The sequence below is a fragment of the Brasilonema sp. UFV-L1 genome, from assembly GCF_012912105.1.
In the GTDB taxonomy this organism is placed as follows: domain Bacteria; phylum Cyanobacteriota; class Cyanobacteriia; order Cyanobacteriales; family Nostocaceae; genus Brasilonema.
Genome location: NZ_QMEA01000011.1, coordinates 14,996 through 36,755 on the forward strand (window position 1 = coordinate 14,996; position 21,760 = coordinate 36,755).

Consider the following 21,760-nt stretch of genomic DNA (forward strand, 5'->3'; position numbering starts at 1 on the left):
CTAAACATCCCAAAGGTTGAGTTTTCAAGAGATGGCGTTTATTTGAGATTCGTTAACGGCTCAATAAGTGCAAAAATATGACTGCGATTGAGTATATCTTTGAATATCATCTAGAGATCTATAAAAAAATAATTTTGCAATGTTTTAGTATTTTTAGTTCTTTTACTCCCTTTGCTGCCATAATAAGTCATCTTTAAGTGAAAAAAGAGTCAAACCAGTTGTTGCTTGCTGTAGACACTGCATAATTTCCGTAACGATAGAAACGCGCTATGCGGATGAAAGTGTGTGAGTAAGTGCGAGGAGCAATGTTCAGTAAAACCTAAAGATGTTTAGTTAGAGCTAAACAAGCACAGTTGTTAATTTATAAAGGTGTGTGAGGATGTAGGTAAGCGTGGAATCTTCCCATGAGGGAAAAGCTAGAGAGAGGTTTTTTACTTGCTCGTGTTCGTCAATTGGTCAAGCAGTGCAAGAACATCACTACGGCTGAGTTTACTTTTGCCATTGGCAAGAGCATCAAGGGTACCGTAAGCTAAAGTCAAGGGAATTTGGCAAAAATCCAGAGCGGGACCAGCAGGAAGAGCGCTAATATATGCATCTGCTAACGCTAAATTGCGACGAGCATAATGATGCACATCAACAGCTGCCCAACCCTCTGGAAAGAAGTCCACCCCACGCACTAAGTCTTCAGCGTGGTTCCGGATGACATTCACAGCCTGTAAACCACGACCAAATCCAATTGCATGAATACGGTTTGTCTGTGTCCCATCGTACCAAGCCCATAAATCAGAAAGCATTAAGCCAACGGCACCAGCAACTCCAAACGTGTAACGATCTAAATCGGACTCCGTACGGATTTTCCAATTAGCTTCCGCCCAGTAAGCCATTCTATCTGCCATTGCTGCAGTTGCATCCCAAATCCGAGGAGCAATGGTTGCAGGCGCAAGTATTGCCCATTCTCGAATTCGCAGGGAAACCTCCGGTAACAAATGTTCATGCGACTGAAATCCTTTATAGAAAGCATCAACAGCAAACCCATCACTTCCTGCCTGTAATGTCAAGCTAATTGTTCGTAACAGCTTTGCCTTAGTGAAGTTCTCTAGTTCTGGATGATCTTCAATTTCATCAATGGCTCGCAAACACAAGTATGCTGATGCTACCGCCTCTTGCAAGCCTAGTGGTAACTGGATGATTGGAATGTAAAAAGTCCGACTCGTTTCCTTGAGGATGTTTAAGGCATCTCTATACAAGTCCATAATATTGCAGCTCCATTGGGTATTATTAATTTTGCCTAATATTGTGACTCTGTTGGCGAATTCAACCGAGGGTGGGCACTGCTGCTCACCTTCTGAGGTTATTGGTAGGCAGCATGCAGTGTACAATTTAAGATTTTCAGTGATTCGCGCTCCAAAATGATATTGTTAGTGAAAAAGTCCCCACTCAAATCAAAAAGTTGGAATTACTGAAATTGTTGTCTTTGTCTATCCAACTGCTTTGCTCAGCACGCCCGAAGCTCGAAGCCCTTCCGACAAGCTCCTCTTTTGTGTATGCTATATTGCAAAACGCTATAGACCTGCATTGGTATCGGTTGACGACAGTAATCGGTCAAAGTTCCCGATGTATGCCTGTTTACGACTCAGACATTAGAAGCATTGAGCCTTTTGACGATGCTCTCAAAAGGAGCATCGCCCGTATGTGTCCAGAAGGTTTTGCTTCAGAAAACCCTCTCCCCAAATCGAAGATTTGCCCCATCCGGAGGAGCTTTCTTAGAGCGTAGGGCGCAAAGGCGTTCGCGTAGCAGCTGCTTTGCAGCATCGCCTCCCTTGGGGCAAAACCCATCGCTTTCTTGGGGCGGTTCCAGAGGAGTATCGCTTTTATCGGTCTTGTTGTTGCTGTATCCAAAGCAAGGCATAGCCATATAAAAGATTAAGTACTTTACAAAGATATAGCACGTCCCTGTTTCGCAACGTTTTCTCTCAGACTCCGAGGATTGTTTGCGCCTTTTTGGGAGTTAAAGAATCATACACTCCTTATAAATTCTGACTCCTTGGCGGAGCTTCTGAGGCTGGGATCCGAAGTGCTGAATTCTTACGTATTTTGAGTTCCTATCTAACAGTCGTGTATCAGTCATCTTTGACAACCTATGGCTTCTTGAAGAACAGGAATATTATGGTATCAGGCGAGACACCCGCTTCACAAGGAAAGATAAACATATTACTCAAATGAATATCCTGGCATTTCTTTACTGAAAAATAAGTATTTTTTGTTTCATGACGACCATCGTATTTAAACATAGAGGGAAAAGGTCGTTTCAAATTTTTATTTTCAAAGTGCATAAGTTGATTTTTATCATTCCTATCAAGGGGTAGAAGGAAGGCGGTAAAGCTAAAGAGCAGATATTTAGTGTTAACGACTTTCCTGTTAGTTATTCATTAATGGATAGTACTTTGTACTGTCATTAGTGCAATATCAGTTCATCTACTCATCAATTTGAAAGGAGAAAAAAGGTATGACTTCCGAAACGTTACACAAGAATTCTGATGAAAAGTTAAAGCAGTTAGAAGAAGAGATTAAACAGGGGCTGATGGAAGCTGTGAATAACTCTAAATTAATCGAATTATTCCAGCAATACGGTTTAACAGGAAACGGACTGGTAAAATTCCAGTGCATACTCGATATCACTAACATTCAATTGAGTGATACTGTTGTGGACCAGCAATTTAAAGAAAGTTTACGAGCAATTGGAAATCAGGAGTTGATTGTAGCACCATGTGACTGTTGGTGCGAGAATCCACCAGGACTTTGTTGTGATTGCAAGTAAACTGTATAAGTAACTGCTACTTCTTTGGAGGAATACAATGTCCGGGATGAGTACTCGTAATGCCTGGTTTAAAAGACTAGGAGTTGCAATAGGTGGTGCAATACCTTGCTTTGCAAACTGTGCGATTGCCCAAATCACCCCGGATACGACTCTACCTAATAATTCTCGCGTGACAACACAGGATAATATCAGAACTATTGAAGGTGGAACTCAAGCAGGAACTAATCTGTTCCACAGTTTTGAGCAATTTTCTGTACCGACTGGGAGTACAGTTTACTTTAACAATGCTGTAAATATTCAGAATATCATTAGCCGGGTAACAGGTAAGTCCGTCTCTAATATTGATGGCACCCTTCAAGCTAACGGCACAGCAAACCTGTTTCTGATTAATTCCAACGGGATTATTTTTGGTCCTAATGCTTCATTGAACATTGGCGGTTCATTTTTAGCAAGTACGGCAAGTCGTCTGAACTTTGCCGATGGTACCAACTTTAGTGTCACAGATTCCCAAAGTACACCTGTGCTGACAGTCAGTGCTCCTATTGGTTTACAATTTGGAGCAACTGCAGCACCCATCCGCAATCAATCTCAAGCAAGTCCAGGTGAAGTCAAAAATATCTTGGATTACCCCGTTGGGTTACAGGTACAGACGGGCAAAACTTTGGCACTTGTGGGCGGTGATGTGACGCTGGATGGTGGAAATTTGACAGCCCAAAGGGGAAGAATTGAATTAGGAAGTGTCGCAAGCAACAGTCTAGTGAGTCTGAACCCAATTAACCAAGGTTGGCTCCTGGGGTATGAAGGTGTAGAGAATTTTCAGAACATTCAACTCATCGAGCGTACTGTTGATGGTTCAGTTATTCCTTCTATGGTAGATGTTAGTAGCAAAAATGGTAGTGGTAATATCCAGGTACAGGGCAAGACAGTAGAATTAATTGGCAATCTAGTGCGCTTGATAACTCAAACTAGAGGTGTCGAAGATGGCGGAGACTTAATCATTACCACTAAGAAATTACTTGTTCGAGATGGCGCACAAGTATTAACTACTACTACAAGCGAAGGTAGGGGAGGAAATTTGACTGTGAACGCCTCTGAGTCCGTAGAGCTCATTGGTTATTTTATTTCGTCAAATACTTCGTCAAATAATAGTACTTATGCTAGTGCATTGGGTAGTACAACTTTTGCTAGTGGAAAGGCGGGTGACATCACAATAAATACTGGGAAATTACGTATCCAGGATGGGGCAAGGGTATCAGCAGTCTTTAATGGAGGAGTAGCAGCAGGACAAGGAGGAAATTTGACTGTGAATGCCTCTGAGTCTGTAGAGTTAATTGGAACTTCAGCAAATGGTACTGCGGTTAGCAGCTTGTCTGCTAGAACTCTAGGCTCTGGAGATGCAGGAAAAGTTACAATTACTACAAAGAAATTAATTGTCCAGGATGGGGCGACAATAAGTGTGAGTAGTCAAGTTTTAAGGACTGCAAACCAAAGGAATCGACTTAATCTAGGAAAAGCAGGCGCACTCAACATCACCGCTCGCTCTATACTGCTAGATAACCAAGGCAAAATTATATCTGAAACTGACACGGGTCAAGGTGGCAATATAAACCTACAAGTGCAGGACTTATTACTGCTGCGCCGCAATAGTCAAATTTCCACCAACGCAGGCAAGGTGCAGGCTATTGGCGATGGCGGTAACATTACCATCAATGCTGCGTCGGGCTTTATCGTCGCCAAACCACAAGAAAACAGCGACATTACCGCCAATGCTTTCACAGGTTCTGGTGGCAGAGTCCAAATCAACACTACTGGTATTTTTGGCATAGGACCGCGTAGTCGAGAAGACTTAGCCAGACAATTGGGAACTAACGATCCAACTAAACTAAATCCGCAAAACCTAATTACCAGCGACATCAGCGCAATTTCTCAGACTAACCCGACTTTAAATGGTGTAGTAAATATCAATACACCTGATGCTGATGTCAATCGGGGATTAATCAACTTGCCCGTGGAACCAGAGGAACCGAAGCTGGCACAAGGATGTGATACAGGTGTAGCACGAAATCAAAGCGAATTCATCATCACCGGACGCGGTGGCATACCACCCAACCCCAGGGAATTTCTCAGAAACAACGCGGTGCAGGTGGATTGGGTGTCTTTGGAACCAGATGCAAATCATCCTTCAGATACGTCAAGCAAAAAGACACAAAGACAAAGAAGTCGAGACTATACACAAAGTCGTCAAGCTGTCAAGAATTCACGAGATGAAATTGTAGAAGCGCAGGGGTGGATGGTGGATAGCAATGGCGATGTGATTCTGGTCGCCCAAGCACCGACCACGACACCTTATAATCCTGGGTTGAACTCCAGATCTTGCAAATGAAAGTAGAAAGTGCATCGAAATGTAATGAAATGGGTGAAATTTAGGCAAGAACGCGTAAGATCTTCTTTTTGAATTCACACAAATCATAAATTTGAGATGACAATAGTCCTAAAATTAAAAAACTTGCACTGATTGCTTGGTCAATCTCAGAATAAATAGGCGGAAGCAGACGGGGAAACAAACGTGGATCATGAATTTGATTACGATTTAGTGATTGTAGGCGCTGGAGTAGGCGGACACGGGGCTGCCTTACACGCCGTTAGCTGTGGTTTGAAAACAGCGATTATCGAAGCAGCTGACATGGGAGGAACTTGTGTTAACCGAGGCTGCATTCCATCTAAAGCACTGCTGGCAGCATCTGGACGTGTGCGAGAGTTAAGAGATGCTCATCATCTTAAGTCACTGGGAATTCAACTGGGAAGTGTGGAGTTTGACCGACAGGCGATCGCCGATCATGCAAATAATCTTGTCTCCAAAATACAAGGCGACTTAACTAACAGCCTGAAACGTTTGGGAGTCGATATCATTCGAGGTTGGGGTAAGATAGCAGGGACACAAAAAGTTTCTGTGACGACAGACAGCGGTGAAAAAACTATTACGGCAAAAGATATTATTCTTTCACCTGGTTCTATACCCTTTGTTCCTCCAGGAATTGAAGTTGATGGCAAAACGGTATTCACCAGCGACCAAGGCGTGAAGCTAGAATCATTACCAGATTGGGTAGCAATTGTTGGAAGTGGTTACATCGGCTTAGAATTTTCCGATGTTTACTCAGCTTTGGGCAGTGAAATCACAATGATAGAAGCCCTAGATCAGCTCATGCCAGGATTTGACCGCGATATTGCTAAACTAGCGGAACGAGTCCTCATCACTGGGCGTGATATTGAAACGTATGTAGGCACATACGCCAAAAAAGTTATTCCTGGTTCACCAGTCGTCATTGAACTAGCGAACTTCAAAACCAAAGAAGACGTAGACGTGTTGGAAGTCGATGCATGTCTGGTTGCAACAGGACGCATCCCAGCAACAAAGAATCTCGGTTTAGAATCGGTTGGTGTGGAACTTGACCGTCGAAACTTTATCCCAGTCAACGACAGCATGGTTGTGCTATCAGCAGGTGAACCAGTCCCGCATTTGTGGGCGATTGGCGACGCTAACGGCAAAATGATGCTAGCACACGCGGCTTCTGCTCAAGGTATCATCGCAGTAGAAAATATCTGTGGGCGACACAAGGAAGTAGACTATCACAGTATCCCCGCAGCAGCGTTTACTCACCCAGAAATCAGTTATGTAGGTATGACTGAAGCTGCAGCCAAAGAAAAAGGCACAGCTGAGGGCTTTGAAGTTGGAACAGCAAAGAGTTACTTCAAAGGAAATTCCAAAGCCTTAGCAGAAGGTGAAGCTGATGGAATGGCAAAAGTTGTTTATCGCAAAGACACAGGCGAAGTTTTAGGAGTTCACATCTTTGGTATACACGCCTCAGATTTAATTCATGAAGCGTCAGCGGCGATCGCCAACCGCCAATCTGTCCATACGCTTGCTCATTTGGTTCACGCCCATCCAACACTTTCTGAAGTACTCGACGAAGCTTACAAACGAGCAATTGCTAGTTAGTTATCTGTCCTATGTCATTAGTTTTTAGTCCTTTGCCCTTTGTAGTTGACTAATGACTAATGACCAATGGACCAATGACTAATAACGAATGACCAATAATTAATGACTCATTATGCAAATCCGTCGCCGTAGACCTAATCCAGCGATTACTGCATCTACAGTGTGGTATCAAGTCGCTACGCCTGATGCCCAACCAAACAATATTTTAGAAGAAATTGTTTGGCACAAAGAACAAGAAGTTGACCAAATGCGAGAAAAACTTTCTTTGCAAGATTTGCAGCGTCAAGTTCTTGAAACACCTCTACCCCGTGATTTTGTTGCAGCATTGCAACAAGGCAAAACAAAGCCAGCATTGATTGCTGAAGTCAAAAAAGCGTCTCCTAGTAAAGGGATTTTACGAGAAGATTTTGACCCGGTAGAGATTGCCTTAAAGTATCAAAAAGCTGGTGCTAGTTGTCTTTCTGTACTGACGGATCAAAAGTTTTTCTCTGGCAGCTTTGAAAACTTAGCTCAAGTACGTGCCAAAGTAGATTTACCCTTACTGTGCAAAGATTTTGTCATATATCCTTACCAAATGTATGTGGCGCGTGTTCGAGGCGCGGATGCGGTGTTGTTAATTGCCGCAATCCTCAGTGATCAAGATTTGCAGTACTTTGTTAAAATTGCCAAAGCTCTAAAAATGGCGGCATTGATTGAAGTTCATACTTTAGCAGAACTCGACCGCGTGTTAGCCATAGATGGTGTCTCACTCGTAGGTATAAACAATCGCAACTTGGAAGATTTTTCTGTTGATATACAAACAACTTGTCAACTTTTAGCAGCAAGAGCAAAGGAATTACAGCAAAGGAATATAGTGGTTGTTAGTGAGTCAGGATTACACAACTCGGATGATCTTTCTTTAGTACAACAAGCAGGAGTATCGGCTGTCCTCATTGGAGAGTCTCTCATAAAACACCCAGATCCAGAACAAGCAATAGCTAACCTTTTTGTTAAACCTTCAGAGGACTGATAACTCAAGCTTTAGCCAATTCGTTGATGCCTGTGTAACAATTCATTTAATGACATCAGCTTCTGACATATCCAACATTTTAAATCAACGATCAATTTCATGGAGCAAATTCCTCTGCCTTCACCTATCCACTACGAACTTCTACTGCAACTGCTAGAGAGACAAACGATGTTAGCGGTTAATAATAATCCGAATTTGCGGCATCAGGTGAATCAGCTGATTATTACCTTGCGTAAAGCAGCTGTACAACAAAAGCTTTTAGAAGAAGTTTGCCAATCGTCGTCTGTGGGAATTGATCATCGTTGGTCGCTTAATCATGTCAACAGTGAACATATTGCGGCTTCTGAATAATTAAGGAATTTACTTTCGCGCTTTGACGATCCTCTCGCCAGTCGCTGCGGACTATGATTACGTTGTTCGTGCGTAAGTCCTGAAGTAAAAAATATAGCGATAAGCTATGGATAATTGGTTACAAGAACCCATTCTCTAGATTTAAATGTCGGAACTACTCGATTTGCCTGGCTACCAGTTGAGAAAACAACCCCTCTTGCTTCACCAATTCCTCAAATGTACCCACTTGTACCACGCGTCCTGCTTCAATCACATAAATTCGGTCAGCATTGCGAATCGTGCTGAGGCGGTGAGCAATCACTATCCGAGTCGCCTTTAACTGTTCTAAACTCTTAGTAACGATCGCCTGTGTTCGGTTATCCAAAGAACTGGTTGCCTCATCCATTAAGATAATTTTCGGCTTATTGACAAGTGCTCTAGCAATTAATAATCGCTGGCGTTGTCCTCCTGAAAGATTGGTACCACCTTCACTAATAACCGTGTGCATCCGCATTGGAAAAAGCTCGATATCAGCAGCAAACCCTGCCATCTGCGCCGCTTCCCAAGCTTCATCGTGCGACACCAACATAGAGGCAGATATGTTGTCAAAAATCGAACCTGAGCCAATTCGACCATTTTGCAGCACGACTCCTAACTGCCTTCGTACCGCCACAAGGTCTAATTCTGACAAATCAGAACCATCATAATACACCTTTCCTGAGAGTGGAGTCTCAAACCCCAATAACAACCTGAGTATCGTTGACTTCCCACTTCCCGATGGTCCCACAATCGCCACAAATTCTCCAGGTTCTGCGTAAAGACTGACATCATCAACAATTGACGGACCATCTTCACGGTAACGAAAGGTAACATGATCTAAAGTGACACGACCCATCAAACGCCCTGGATCAACCTTGTTAGAATCGTATTCCAGTTCTTGCTGCAAAATCGGCTTTGCCCGCTCCCACAGTGGTACAATTGCCAAAACATTAGTCAGAGTATTGCTGAGGTTGCTGACTCCACCGATAAAAATTCCCAACGCTGAATTAAACGCTAAAAATGTTCCTGTTGTGAACCCGTCACTACCACTCGCAGTCGCCGTTTGCAGAAATAGCACCGCCAACCCAAACAACAGTGCCGAAGTAAGCATTGATAGTATTTCGTTAAAGGTGGAAACACTGTCTTTAATTTGTTGCAATGCTGCTGTCAGTCTCATTCTCTGACTATACTGATTTGCCCAAGCTGCAAACGCTCGTTCTTCTGCCTGCGCCACCCGCAACTTGGCGACTCCATTTATAAGTTGTACTGTTAGCCCGTTAATCTCGCCATCCAGTTGTTGCAGTTGTCGTGAAAAGCGAACCAACAAAAAGCCAGAGACAGCTGTAACTGCACTTGCTAGCAAGGCGATCGCCATCCCAACTAAGGCGAGTTGCCAACTGTAAACAAACATCAGCACCAAGTTCAGTAGAGCAAACAGTCCGCTTAATAAAGTGCGTTGCGTTCCTCCCGATAGTATCTGACGAATTTGGTTTACTGATAAAGTCCGGTTTAGTAAGTCGCCAGAAGAATAAGAGCGAAAAAATGCTGGACTTAGTCTCAGGAGTCGATCCCAAATCGCAGGCTGCAAAGCACCACTAGCAGCGTTTTCTACTCGTAGTGTCAAGATACCTTGGGACATGCCAAACGCTGACTTTCCGAAGGCGATCGCCAACAGTGCCAGCCCTATTTGCCATAATAAAATTTTATCACTATCTGGAATTGCATTATCCACCAAAAGCGCTGTTGCTTGCGGCACAACCATTCCCAACAGGGTGCCAATTATCCCAGTTACCACAACTAGAATGATGTCTTTTTCATAACCCTTAATGCCAAACTGAAATAACCCCAGTGCATTATTAATAACTTTGGGTAACGGTCGGTAAAATTGGTATGCTTGCGGTGCTAGCGTTGCTGCTACTGCCTGATTGACAAAAGTACGAGTTTGTGCTATTGCGTCAAAGAAAATATAACGTTTTCCTGCTGGCAACAAAGCTACTGGACGCTTTTCTTGTTGGGTATAAGCTAAAAGTGGACCATACTCACGCAGCCACCAGCCATACTCTAGCACGACGCGACGGGTACGAATTTGGGAAGAGCGAGCAATAGCCTCCACTGGATCTTTGACTCGATTGAAGTTCTCAGACTGCGCCGGAGGATTAATCGTTATCCCCATTGCTCGTCCTACTGCTCCCGCCGCCACTAACAACGGTGTTCCTTGTTGAAAAGATGCAGTTTCTTGCTGCGGTTGCAACACAGAAGCTAACTTAAAAAGTGCAGAATTGACAACAGTACGATTGAGTTGCTCTCGTTGTTGAAATTGGCGAAAGGCTGTCTCTGTTTCCTGCTGTTGCAGCTTCTTTAAACAGTCGAAGAATTCAGAATGTAAATTAGTCAAAATACTTGATAAAGAAGCAGCATTTTCTGTTTCTATTAAGGATAAATAATCAGAGAAATTTGCTGCTGTGGGTTCGGTGCTGAATGTCTCATTTAAATGGTTTATCCAACCCTGTAAAAGGGCGATCGCCTCCGCTTCACCCGTCGTCACTAACCTCACCAAATCTGCAATTGAAATTTGAGACAATTCTGTTGCCTCGATTGCTACTGCTACTAAACTCAAAGATTCACCAATTTTGGTTGCTGCACCAAACAACGCCGCTCCTGGACTTACACTAAATAAATAACGGCGATGCTCGTTTTGAGCCGCTTCTGTGAAGCGATAAGCCGGAGGCTTGACACTTTTTTGCGTATCGCCCTTTTCTCCCATCCCTTTGGGATCATCACCCTCTGACATCTCATCCTTGACTTTTGTTGCAAACACTGCTATTGAGCCAGTCTGCACGATCCATACTTTTTCTGAGTCATCTAGCAGTAATCGTTCATTTGCTTTCAGGCGGTACAGGACTTCCATATATCTATTACAATACCAAGGTTATGCAAAACTACCCAACCTTCTACAGCAAGAGCGGACAGATTTGCTAAATCGATTTTATGTTTAATTTGGTTGAGTACTTACCACAGCTAATCGCTTCCCGCCAGAAGAATACCTAATTTAACGAACCGCAAAGACGCGTTAGACGCGTTTGCGCAGCGCCCCCTTAGGGGCTAGCGGCGTGCCGAAGGCTAGGACACGGAGCGCGCAGCGTGCGCCCTTGGCGCATAGGAAGAAGAAAAAGAAGATAGGTAATCTTAGACCACCGAAGGGAGTAATCGCTTTGTTATGAACGCACAAGCTGTCGTCACCACAGCACAAGCTGTCGTTATAAACGCACAAGCTGTCGTAACTACAGCACAAGCTGTCGTTATAAACGCACAAGCTGTCGTAACTACAGCACAAGCCGTCGTTATGAACGCACAAGCTGTCGTCACCACAGCACAAGCTGTCGTTATAAACGCACAAGCTGTCGTAACTACAGCACAAGCTGTCGTTATGAACGCACAAGCTGTCGTCACCACAGCTAGATCGATGCTGTGCGCGATCGCCTTCTTTGACTCAAGGCAGTAAGCGTACCAGTAGCCACCGTTTATCGATTTCCAATGCCTCAATGAGTTCATCTTATAGATGCTTTTTTTGGAAATTGTCAGCAAGATGATTGACAATTTAGAATATATGTACAAAATTCTGTACATAAACGGATGCTACCCTACAAAATCACATCCCCAACCGATGCCAGAAATGACTTTTTTAAGCTCTTAGACCTGGTAGTAAAAAATCATCAAGTGTATATCATCAACCGTCGTGATAGCGAAAATGTAGCCTTGATTGCTGAGTCAGATTTAGTGAGTTTGGTTGAAACGGTTTATCTTTTGCGATCGCCTGCGAATGCACATCGCCTGCTGGATGCAATGAGTTAGTGATTGAGGTATTGTCTCCTGGGGAAAAGCAGCGAAATAGAGACCGTGAGTTAAAGTTAAAGCTGTACTCAATTGCTGGTGTGCATGAATACTGGATTTTTGACCGCGAAAGGCAATCATGTGAAATTTATCGTCGGGAAAAGGCTGTTTTGAAACTAACTGCAACCTTGTATAAGGATGATAATTTAACCAGTCCTCTTTTGCCAGGGTTTAGTTGTGCTGTTGAGCGTTTGTTTGGGTAAGACTTACTTAAAACGTGGTAAAAACTGGTAATAATTATAATTTTATTACCTTTTAATCATTCTTCAGTACGAAGCAACTGGGCATATTTCCCCCCTGAGTGCCACAACTCCTCATGAGTGCCCCGCTGCACCACTTTCCCTTGCTCCAGTACAATAATTTCATCACAATCGCGAATCGTGCTGAGTCTATGCGCTATCACAATACAAGAGCAACCGCGTCGCCGCAGATTCCTATCAATAATCAATTCTGTTTGAGCATCCAGCGCAGAAGTCGCTTCATCCATGACCAAAACTGAGGGATTCCGAACCATTGCACGAGCAATTTCTAAACGTTGGCGCTGTCCACCACTGATGTTCATTCCCCCTTCAATCAGTTTGGCATCATATCCCCCAGGCATAGATTCAATCAAATCGTGAATAACTGCATCAGAACAAGCCCGCACTAAGTCAGTTTGTGATACTGTGGAATCCCATAAAGTCAGATTTTCCCGAACTGTCCCAGCAAAGAGAAAAATATCCTGTTCTACCATTGCCAAAGAATTCGCCAAAACAGAGCGAGGAATCTGGGTTCTAGGTACGCCATCAAAGTAAATTTTCCCATCCCAAGGTTCGTATAAACCGCAAACTAGCTTAGCAATTGTAGATTTACCAGAACCACTCCCTCCTACTATCGCCACTCGTTGTCCCGGCTCCAAAATTAAACTAAAGTTCTCAATCAGAGGATTGTCCACACGGCTATACCCAAAAGTTATATTCCGCAACTCAACATAACCCTGCAACCGAAAGGGAAATGAGGAGTGAGGGAGTGAGGGAGATACTTTTAATTTTGAATTTTGAATTTTGAATTTTGAATTGTTTTCTCCCCCTCCCCTCTGGGCTTCTGCATCGACAGTGTTTTGCAGTACATCATCAAGGCGGTTTAAGTCAGCCTCTAAATCTTGCAACATACTGCCAAAATTAATCAAACTGTTGATTGGCTCTAGGAAGCTGGCTGTTAAACTTTGGTAGGCAACCAACATCCCAATACTCAGGTTACCGTTCATTACCCGATAACCGCCGAGAAATAAAATAGAGGTGGTTGTCAGTGCTGTCAAAAATGTGGGTAATACTGTCAGAATTTGAGTTTGTAGAGCTAATTCCTGTTGAGCGTTGAGCGCTTTAGCATAGTTCCCGGCAAATTTAGCAAACGAGTCAGACTCAAGCCCGGAAGCTTTGATTGTTTCTATCGTTTGAATGGCTGCGATCGCCACCCCATTGACCTTACCATATTCCTGCGCCAGCTTCATATTAGCATCCACCCTCGTTCGCGCTAAAAACTGTAGGGCGAAAAAGTTTATACCAGCAAAACTAAGAGCAACACTCGTCAGTACCCAATCGTATTGAAGCATAATCAGAAAGTAAAATACCATCATCACCGCGTCAATAACCGTGGTGGCAAGCGAACCTGAAAGCACATTTGCAACTTTGTTGTTGAGTGGTACACGAGAGCTAATTTCACCTGCAAAGCGTTGAGCATAAAACCCAACTGGTAAGCGTAGAATATGCCAGAGAAACTGCCCCGACGTTGTCACCGACAACTTAAGCATCAGCCGCCGCAGGTAAGTCAGCCGCAGCCAAGCGAGAAAGCCCCGAAGCACGGCGGTGACAACTATTCCTAACACCAGCGGTCGTATCCAGTCAGAGCGCTCAGTGACGAGAATTTCATCAACAAACACCTGAGTAAAAGCTGGCACAGCTAACCGGGGAAAAGTCAGTAATAATCCTGCTAGGAGGCAGAATAAGATAGTGCTCCGCGAGTTTTGCAAGCGTGAGGCTAACGCAGAGATAACGTTATTTTTTTTACCTCCTTTTTGAAAGTCTTCTCCTGGTTGCATAGCCAGGACGACTCCAGTGTAGGCGCGACTAAACTCTTCTAGGGAAACTGTCCGGCGTCCTGTGGCGGGGTCGTTGAGGTAGACGTGGTTTTTTCCAAAACCTTCCACCACTAGAAAGTGGTTGAAATTCCAAAAAATAATGTAGGGGGGAGGAAGGGTTTTGAGGCTTTCCAGAGACGGTTTGAAACCTTTAGCATTTAAGCCATAGTTCCTCGCTGCTTTGATAACATTAAAGGCGTTGCTACCATCTCGCGAGACGCCACACTCACGCCGTAATTCTGCCAAGGGGACAATGCGCGAGTAATAGCCTAGAATAATTCCGAGTGCTGCAGCGCCGCATTCGGTTGCTTCGATTTGCAGCAGCGTGGGGGTACGGACGCGACTCGTTTGAGATGGGGGTAGAATGCTTTTAATGAAGGCAAAACGCATAAGATAATTTTGCCCTAATTAGTCACTTGGTCGCAAGTAGAAACACATGTAATAGTTCAGATTCACATAGGCAAATATAGGCAGCCCACCCTACACTACTACACTACTGTGCAAGTTTATCAAAATTAGTGCGTTGAAAAAGCAGCAATGAAGCGTGAATGTTTTGGGCTAATGCGGCATAATATCGTCGAGTTTGAGTTGCAAGTTCGCCAAGAGGTGAGAGGTAATAGTATCTTGTGAGCGATATTGTTGCTGCTGGTACGCGCCATTAATCAGTTGACAGACGGTAAAGGTGGGTTGTTTTGGATTACCAATGAATTGCTTACCACCCAAACCGCGAAAGTCTACAATCCAATACTCTGGGATTTCCAAGAAAGCATATTCTTCTACTTTTCTTGCATAATCATCTTGCCAATTAGTACTCACCACTTCAGCAATGAGCTTAATTGTCCTACCATTACAGATAATAGGTTCTTTTTGCCAAAGCGGTTCGGTTTTAAGTTCTGCTTGATCTAGAACAATCACGTCTGGACGTAGTGCTGTAGCTTCAGAGGCTAGTGGTTTAATTAAACAATTTTTTGGAATCAACCAGTTTAAATTAGAACGAAAAATTTCTGCATAGATTTTACCAGCAATACTTCCTGAAACTGCTTCATGAGGACCAGTGGGTTCCATGTCACGTAGTTCTCCGTCAATGAGTTCATAGCGGGGATTATCTCCATACTCGGTGATAAATTGCTCGAAAGTTAGGAGTTTCGGTGGGGTGTAGGTCATAGGTCATATTTTGAGACCAGGTAGCTTTATTTTATTGCTTTTTAAGACATTAACGTATTGGTTTTTAGCCCAGGTCGGTGGGCTTAGTTCTTGAGCGAGCGGCTTATAGCCTGTGGGTTTTTTGCACATTTGGGATGTTCCCACGAATTAAGGTTAATAAATACCCGTCCAAGAGCGTAATATTGGAATAATGTAAGAAATCGGTGCGACTTCTCCAACTTTGACCCGAACTTGAGTAGTCGTACCTGATGAAATATTTAGTGCTGGTCCATTAGAAGAAGACCATTTGTAACCGCTGACAGTGTTTGAGTCTTTTTCTAGTTGGACAAAAACTTGCACGCGAGCTGCGTTACTATTTGCAAGGCTTTTAGCTAGGTCTTCGTTGCCAACTTGCGCTATAATATCCGCCGTTGTCACAGGGAACGGAGAAACTTTTGTGACTACCCCAACAATACCACCGAAGCGATCGCGCTTGACAACGCTAGGTGTAACCTGTACTGTCATACCTGGTTTGATTTGCTTGCCATCCTTATCAGCAAAGTAAACAAGACTTTCTAGTTTGGCATTGGGGTCATGAGCTTCGATAGTCCCAATACGAGTGCCAGCATTGACAACTTGACCAGGAAGGACGCCAACTTCTAAAATCCGACCATCATATCTACTAATAACTTGGCTTGATTTCGTTAATTGCAATTTTAACTGGGCAATCTTGCGTTTTACTTCCTGAATTTGATTTAATTTATTTATTGACTTTTCTAAATCTTGTTGAACCAGTTTCGTTTTTTGGGATTCGATATCTTTAATTTTGGTTTTGATTTCATCAAGCTTATTAAGATTTTGCAGATAATCTCGCTCTGCATTTGTTCTCTGAACTTCAAGTTCTTGAATGTTATTTTTGATATCGTCAATTTTACTCAAGTTTTGTAGATATTCACGTTCGCTACTCGTTTTTTGAACATCAAGGTCTTTGAGTTGTGTTGAAATCTCTGATATTTGCCTTTGAGCGTTTAACAATTCCTGCTGAGATTGTAGTAATGTATCTTGACTAATAATCTTCTGTTGAAAAAGACTACGACGCGTTTCAACTCGTTGTTGCAAAGTTTGTAGCAATGCAGTGATTTGTTGCTTCTGCTCTTCAAGGCTTTTGCGTTTTTCTGCTAGTGCGGTGAGAGTTTGTTTGTATAGCACTGGCGCGACTTGTTCTCTTGACACGCTTTGCTCAAGGCTTTGTCGTTTTTGCTTTAATGCTTGAAGCGTTTGTGAGTGTAGCATCGGTGCTACTGATTCTCGACGCAGGCTTGCTTCAAAGTCTTGTTGCTGCTGTTGAAGCGTTTTTAGGGCCAGCGCTGTTTGCTGCTTTTGTAGCTTCTCGGTGTCTAGATTCTGCTGCTGAAGTTGGTCTAACTTTGCTTTTTCTTGTTGTAGTTGTTGTCTAATATTGGATTGGTCGATTGTAGCGAGTAGTTGATCTTTCTTGATGACGTCTCCTGGCTTGACATTCAGAGTTAATAATTGACCAGCACTGAGTGCTTGAAATTGCACCACATGACGAGGTCGAATCAACACGCCGGAACCTGTGACAGTGAGTGGAATTCGTCCGACTACACTCCAAACACCAGCTACAACAACCAAAAAGCCCATAGAAGCCAAGAGTATCCAGGCTTGAGGGCTTACTTGTTGCATTAATTTGTCGAGTTGTTCTGGTGAGGACAGGCGCGAGAGTGCTTCTTCACGGAAGAGTTTACTTCCTTTATCGTGCATTTTGTCTATCTTGACTTCTGGACTTATACTAACCCAAGTTGCAGCTTATCAAATTCCGAGTGCTTTTCATTCATCAATACTGAGCAAACTCTTTGAGCCGCTATTCATTGAGTCTAAACTCCTGTAAATGAAGTCCCTGTCCGCGCATAACGGGGTCTAAATAACAACGAACCACTCATCGCTCATATGCATCAAAAGAGCGGGTTGAATCATGAACTCGCTCTTTTGATAGGTAAATTTTATTTTTTTCATCCCACTCGTAAGCCTTAGTAAAAGGCTTATTCTTTATCTACGTAGCACAATTCAACTCTCTCCTGCATGAGGTAATCATTCCCTATGCTTTACAATACTGTCTCCAGCCAATCATATATTTGTTCTAACTGTTCTATGGTCACTAACCCATATTGCCAAAGAATCATTGGCAAAGGACCTGGATCTTGCTCGCGATGACGAAGAGCAACTGCAATGGAAGCTGTGGAAATTGCTAAATCTTCCTGTAAAAAGCGAATAAATCTAGAATAAGTAGATGGTGACACTTTATATTAGACCTCCTCACATAGTGTGTACCTTCATATCTCAATTCACTATCTTTCGTTAGTTGTAACTAGTCGTCATGAATTGCGTACACCAGAACTTATGAAAATTTATCTTTTCTTCTGTGTCAGGAGTTACGAAGTTGGTGTTTGATAGTGCGGGGCGTTTGCGTAGCGCGGCGTTACTCAAATGCCTATAGGGGCTAACCCGTTCTATTTTCAAGCCAACAATTTCCTGTCACTGTACCTTTGTTTAATAGATAATTCAGAAAAGCTTGTCTGGTGTCCTTCAAAGAAACATAAAAAAAATAAACAATGAGAAAGAGTGGAGCTAGGCCTACGCTCAGCCTCCAGTTAGAAGACAGCAATTTCTAATCAGAACCTGAGGAGACTTTAGCCTCCGGTCACAGAGTATCCCCATGAATAAATATAGGGATTTTAAGCTCAACTCACTACCACTCCACACTCGCCATTCTGAACGGCAGTTGCTTTATGCCGGGGAACCCGTTCACCGCACTGCCTCCTCCTGACTTCTGGCTCCTAAGTTCTTTTTTGGTCATACCACTGACTTTATCTAGTCTTAGGTAGCACAATATTCAGGTGAATGATGATTTATCTTTTTTACTTCAGTGCTTTGGTCAACTACAACTGTTGTAAGGAAGATTCCTTAGCCTAATCCTCCCTTATTGACTACTCTTTACACGTATGTCAAAAGGAAGATTTTTTGTTATCTAGGATAAAATTCATCATCTCGTCTTGGAATAACAAAACTTTTCACGCTCAACACTGAATTTTCTTTTCTCCTCAATGTACTTTTTAATACTTTGTATATCATAGCTGTTGGATAGAAAAATTGCACAAACAATACCAATAAAGTTTGGGGTGTTGCTGAATTCGAGTGTGAAATGACAAAAGCAACGACTAACACTGGCTCTGGAAAGCCTGGTGCGCCTACTCCTTTCATACCGTTTCACGAAAATCCTGATACAATTAACTCCCCCTACAGCCCCCAACCCCAGAGGGGATATATTCTGACGACTGGAGCGCGTAGCGGGGCGTAGCGCGTTCTGTGTTCTGTGTTCTGTGTTCTGTGTTCTTATTAAGTAAATACCCTTAATTTAAAGAATTTATTTTGATATAAGAGCCTACCTTCAAACCCAACTCGGCGGCTCGTCCTGAACGCAATTCAATGACTTGATTAGACACTGTCTGGGGACCATAAGTAGAACAAGGATCGCTACTGCAAGGAGGTACGGAAGCAGCAATGTACAGCACCTTCCCATCCAGCATAAAAACCATATCTAGGGGTACTGGTACATTTTTCATCCAGAAATTTGCTTGGATGGGTGACGGAAACTGAAACAGCATTCCACGGTTGTCAGGCAAAGTTGGGCGATACATCAACCCCATCGCTTGTTGTTGGGGTGTTTGCGCGACTTCTAACTGAATTTTTGTACCATCTGGAATAATCGCCACCGCTGAAATCGGTAGTTGTTGACCTGTATTTTTAGTAGATGGTTTTTGCTTTGAAGACATTGGTGCTTGAGATTGAGAACTAGGCGTAGCGGTGGGGAGAACTGCTGGTGTTGGAGCAGAACAGCTCGCTAGCAAAACACACAAAATTATAGATAGCAAACCTGGCAAAATTATCATAGCAATTTTAGTTATTAATTATGAATTATTAGTGGTTCACCAAACAAACTTTGACGAGTTGCTTACACAAAAAATCTTATTCTCTGCTCTGTGAAGCTTACTTTAAACAGTTTTATACCCCTACTTTCTTGATTTTCCCCACCTGTGTTCAAGTCTCTCTCAAGACGTAACCGACACCCCGCACTGTTTGAATGAGTCGCTTTTGACCTTGATCTTCTATTTTCAATCGCAAGTAGCGAATATACACTTCAATCACATTCGACTCGCCCATAAAGTCGTAACCCCAAACATTTTCCAGAATTTGTTCGCGAGTTAATACTTCACGGGGATGTTCCATCAGATACTTAAGCAACTCAAATTCTTTCATTGTTAAGTCAATCGCTCGTCCATTGAGTATAGCGCGGCGCGTTGCTATATCTAAAACGAGGTCGCCAAAACGTAATTGCTCGGAAGTATCGATATCAGGCTTCAAGTATAAACGAACCAAGTTCAAAAAATCCTCGGAGCGGTAAGGCTTGAGAAAGTAATCATCAGCTCCAGCTTCCAAGCAAGCGACGCGATCATCAACTGTATCGCGTGCCATAAGTACCAAGACAGGCGATCGCATTCCAGTCGTTCTAAAATTTTTACATAGCGAGAGTCCTGATTCACCTGCTAGCATTCGGTCAATGACAACTAAAGCAGGTTGGCGATCACAGCTAGATTGTATACCTTTTGTCCCATCATGAGCCACGATGGGATCATAACCAGCTTCTTTTAAATCGAAAGCAAGCTGATTCGCAAGGTTTTCATCGCTTTCAATCACCAAAACACAAGGATTATGAGCAAGTATCATATTAATTTTAGATGTTCGATTTGAGATTTTGAAGCCACTTAGCCCTTGAAGGTTCCCAAGGTTGAATGCACAAGCGCGTGGTTTCCTCTCGTTGAGTGTAAGTGGCGTGATTTACATTAAGTTGGTAGAAATGCAATTTACTGGTTTTTGATGATTCATCAATCTTTAGCTGACACGTCTTCTACCTACTATGTTTTAGCAGGTACAAGTATCTGCCATATTAATCACAGATACAGTCATTTTAAGCACTAATTTAAAATCTGGCTGACACTTGCTTACGCCCCCATTGATGCATCATTGAGGACTAAGGTGAGGTTTCTTTGGCTGATGACTTGTCTGAAAAGTCAAAAAACACTATTTCTTATCATCAACCAAATTTATCCACAATCCCAAATCCTGCTAGTACACCGATTCACTAATGCCAAAAACCCGGAATAGTTTTCAGGAAGACCGAAATGATTAATCAGTTACCAGTTACCAGTTACCAGTTATCAGTTACCAGTTATCAGTTGTCAGTTATCAGTTATCAGTTGTCAGTTATCAAGCAGATTTTTTGTTCACTGTGTACTGTGTACTGTTCATTGTGTACTGTTTACTGTTTACTGTTTACTGTTTACTGTTTACTGTTCATTGTTCATCGTGTACTGATAGCGGTGTTCTAGGGTAATTCCACAGAAGTGGGTTTCGCAATGTGTGGTAAACCCCAACCCAGTTTTTCTCGTAAAATCCGGAAAAACTCTGGGGGTTGCAAGCGAACAAACCGGGCGCAGTAGTGTGATTTCTCTACATAAACTCTATCGTCTGGCATAACATAGCACCCGCCATTACCATCCACAACCATAACTAATCGAGGAGTATTCACTGGGTAGATCGTCACTGGTTCACTATCTGGAAAGACTAATGCTCTAGAAGCTAGAGAATGAGGACAAATGGGTACAAGCTGTAGTACGGGGACACCTGGAGTCACGACTGGACCCCCAGCACTCAACGAATATGCTGTAGAACCTGTTGGCGTAGATATAATCACACCATCAGCTGCAATGTCTACTGGTGCATGCCGACCGACTGCTATTTCAAAATGACACATAGAGGTCAATGGCTCGCGATGCAGCACCATCTCATTTAAGCACAGAGCTTCCCACAGTAAAGAATCCCCTCGAAAAACCTTGATGGTGAGCATTGCTCTTTCCTCAATCTCATAATCACCCAAGAGCAACTTTTCTATTGCTTGAGGTAATTGATTGAGGTAAGTTTCCGTCAAAAACCCCATGTGCCCAGTGTTGATAGTTAACATTGGGATACCACAAGGGGCGACTAAGCGAGAAGCCGCTAGAACTGTACCGTCTCCTCCTAACACCACCGCGAATTTCATATCTGAATCAAATCCGGGAGGTGTTAGTCCATCTATGGGGGTGTGGCATACGGGACTTTCGGGAGTAGAGTAACCCAATATTCCACCAACAGCTGTTGTGATGCAGATATCCCAACCTGCACCCGTGAAACTGTCTTTCAGTTCGATAGCGATGCGACTCGCTATCGGCTTAACGTCATTATAGATAATGCCTGCTTTGGGCACACTCAAATATCCAACTACTGGTGACGCATTTTATTACA

At 43.1% G+C, this 21,760-nt stretch carries 17 protein-coding genes and 2 pseudogenes; 9 read left to right on the forward strand and 10 right to left on the reverse strand.

The features are described from left to right. Positions 1–431: 431 nt before the first annotated feature. A complete protein-coding gene (locus DP117_RS05550; protein WP_169217334.1) occupies positions 432–1,253 on the reverse strand; it encodes a phytoene/squalene synthase family protein in 822 nt (273 codons plus the stop codon). 458 nt (positions 1,254–1,711) lie between these two features. After that, positions 1,712–1,915, reverse strand: coding sequence for a hypothetical protein (locus tag DP117_RS05555; protein ID WP_169217335.1), 204 nt, complete (start codon positions 1,913–1,915; stop codon positions 1,712–1,714). A gap of 591 nt (positions 1,916–2,506) precedes the next feature. On the opposite strand from DP117_RS05555, the gene DP117_RS05560 reads away from it, so the two are divergent. From DP117_RS05560 to DP117_RS05580, 5 genes are all read left to right on the forward strand, one after another. Further along, positions 2,507–2,818: a hypothetical protein gene (locus DP117_RS05560; RefSeq protein WP_169217336.1), complete on the forward strand. Its 312-nt coding sequence runs from the start codon at positions 2,507–2,509 to the stop codon at positions 2,816–2,818. Between the two features lie 37 nt (positions 2,819–2,855). Next, on the forward strand, positions 2,856–5,201 hold the full coding sequence (locus tag DP117_RS05565) for a filamentous hemagglutinin N-terminal domain-containing protein (RefSeq protein ID WP_169217337.1): 2,346 nt from the start codon (positions 2,856–2,858) through the stop codon (positions 5,199–5,201). A gap of 183 nt (positions 5,202–5,384) precedes the next feature. Then, positions 5,385–6,815, forward strand: a complete 1,431-nt coding sequence (gene lpdA / locus DP117_RS05570; RefSeq protein ID WP_169217338.1) for a dihydrolipoyl dehydrogenase — start codon at positions 5,385–5,387, stop codon at positions 6,813–6,815. Positions 6,816–6,927: 112 nt separating this feature from the next. Beyond that, a complete protein-coding gene (gene trpC / locus DP117_RS05575) occupies positions 6,928–7,824 on the forward strand; it encodes an indole-3-glycerol phosphate synthase TrpC (RefSeq protein WP_169217339.1) in 897 nt (298 codons plus the stop codon). 99 nt (positions 7,825–7,923) lie between these two features. Further along, positions 7,924–8,175: a DUF5340 domain-containing protein gene (locus DP117_RS05580; protein WP_169217340.1), complete on the forward strand. Its 252-nt coding sequence runs from the start codon at positions 7,924–7,926 to the stop codon at positions 8,173–8,175. A 154-nt stretch (positions 8,176–8,329) separates the two neighbouring features. On the opposite strand, the gene DP117_RS05585 is transcribed toward DP117_RS05580, so the two are convergent. Then, on the reverse strand, positions 8,330–11,101 hold the full coding sequence (locus DP117_RS05585; protein WP_211175936.1) for an NHLP bacteriocin export ABC transporter permease/ATPase subunit: 2,772 nt from the start codon (positions 11,099–11,101) through the stop codon (positions 8,330–8,332). A 309-nt stretch (positions 11,102–11,410) separates the two neighbouring features. Between DP117_RS05585 and DP117_RS05590 the strand changes: the two genes are divergently transcribed. From DP117_RS05590 to DP117_RS05600, 3 genes and pseudogenes are all read left to right on the forward strand, one after another. Then, positions 11,411–11,695 (forward strand): hypothetical protein, encoded by a 285-nt coding sequence (locus tag DP117_RS05590; protein ID WP_169217341.1) that lies wholly within the window; start codon positions 11,411–11,413, stop codon positions 11,693–11,695. A gap of 131 nt (positions 11,696–11,826) precedes the next feature. Further along, positions 11,827–12,039: pseudogene (locus tag DP117_RS05595) on the forward strand (type II toxin-antitoxin system Phd/YefM family antitoxin); the annotation flags it as partial. Then, positions 12,039–12,287, forward strand: a pseudogene (locus DP117_RS05600) (Uma2 family endonuclease); the annotation flags it as partial. The pseudogenes DP117_RS05595 and DP117_RS05600, both read left to right, overlap by 1 nt. A 56-nt stretch (positions 12,288–12,343) precedes the next feature. Here the strand turns inward: DP117_RS05600 and DP117_RS05605 are convergent. The 4 genes from DP117_RS05605 to DP117_RS05620 all read right to left on the reverse strand — a co-directional run bounded on the left by DP117_RS05605 (position 12,344) and on the right by DP117_RS05620 (position 17,661). Then, a complete protein-coding gene (locus DP117_RS05605) occupies positions 12,344–14,590 on the reverse strand; it encodes an NHLP family bacteriocin export ABC transporter peptidase/permease/ATPase subunit (RefSeq protein ID WP_169217342.1) in 2,247 nt (748 codons plus the stop codon). 168 nt (positions 14,591–14,758) lie between these two features. Further along, complete coding sequence (locus tag DP117_RS05610) at positions 14,759–15,364, reverse strand: Uma2 family endonuclease (RefSeq protein WP_169217343.1); 606 nt, start codon at positions 15,362–15,364, stop codon at positions 14,759–14,761. Between the two features lie 153 nt (positions 15,365–15,517). Next, the gene (locus tag DP117_RS05615) at positions 15,518–17,125 is read right to left on the reverse strand and encodes an NHLP bacteriocin system secretion protein (protein ID WP_169217344.1); all 1,608 of its coding nucleotides are present in this window, start codon (positions 17,123–17,125) and stop codon (positions 15,518–15,520) included. Between the two features lie 341 nt (positions 17,126–17,466). Further along, a complete protein-coding gene (locus tag DP117_RS05620) occupies positions 17,467–17,661 on the reverse strand; it encodes a DUF2949 domain-containing protein (protein WP_169217345.1) in 195 nt (64 codons plus the stop codon). A 902-nt stretch (positions 17,662–18,563) separates the two neighbouring features. On the opposite strand from DP117_RS05620, the gene DP117_RS05625 reads away from it, so the two are divergent. Next, positions 18,564–18,719, forward strand: a complete 156-nt coding sequence (locus tag DP117_RS05625) for a hypothetical protein (protein ID WP_169217346.1) — start codon at positions 18,564–18,566, stop codon at positions 18,717–18,719. Positions 18,720–18,771: 52 nt separating this feature from the next. Here DP117_RS05625 and DP117_RS05630 read toward each other — a convergent pair whose 3' ends face one another. The 3 genes from DP117_RS05630 to DP117_RS05640 form a co-directional block, all read right to left on the reverse strand. Further along, complete coding sequence (locus tag DP117_RS05630; RefSeq protein ID WP_169217347.1) at positions 18,772–19,311, reverse strand: DUF192 domain-containing protein; 540 nt, start codon at positions 19,309–19,311, stop codon at positions 18,772–18,774. Between the two features lie 148 nt (positions 19,312–19,459). Further along, positions 19,460–20,146 carry a response regulator transcription factor NblR gene (gene nblR, locus DP117_RS05635; protein WP_169217348.1) on the reverse strand — a complete coding sequence of 229 codons (687 nt, stop codon included), beginning with the start codon at positions 20,144–20,146 and terminating at the stop codon, positions 19,460–19,462. Between the two features lie 658 nt (positions 20,147–20,804). Beyond that, entirely contained in the window at positions 20,805–21,722 is a 918-nt protein-coding gene (locus DP117_RS05640; protein WP_169217349.1) for an NAD(+) kinase, read from the reverse strand. Between the last annotated feature and the right edge of the window lie 38 nt (positions 21,723–21,760).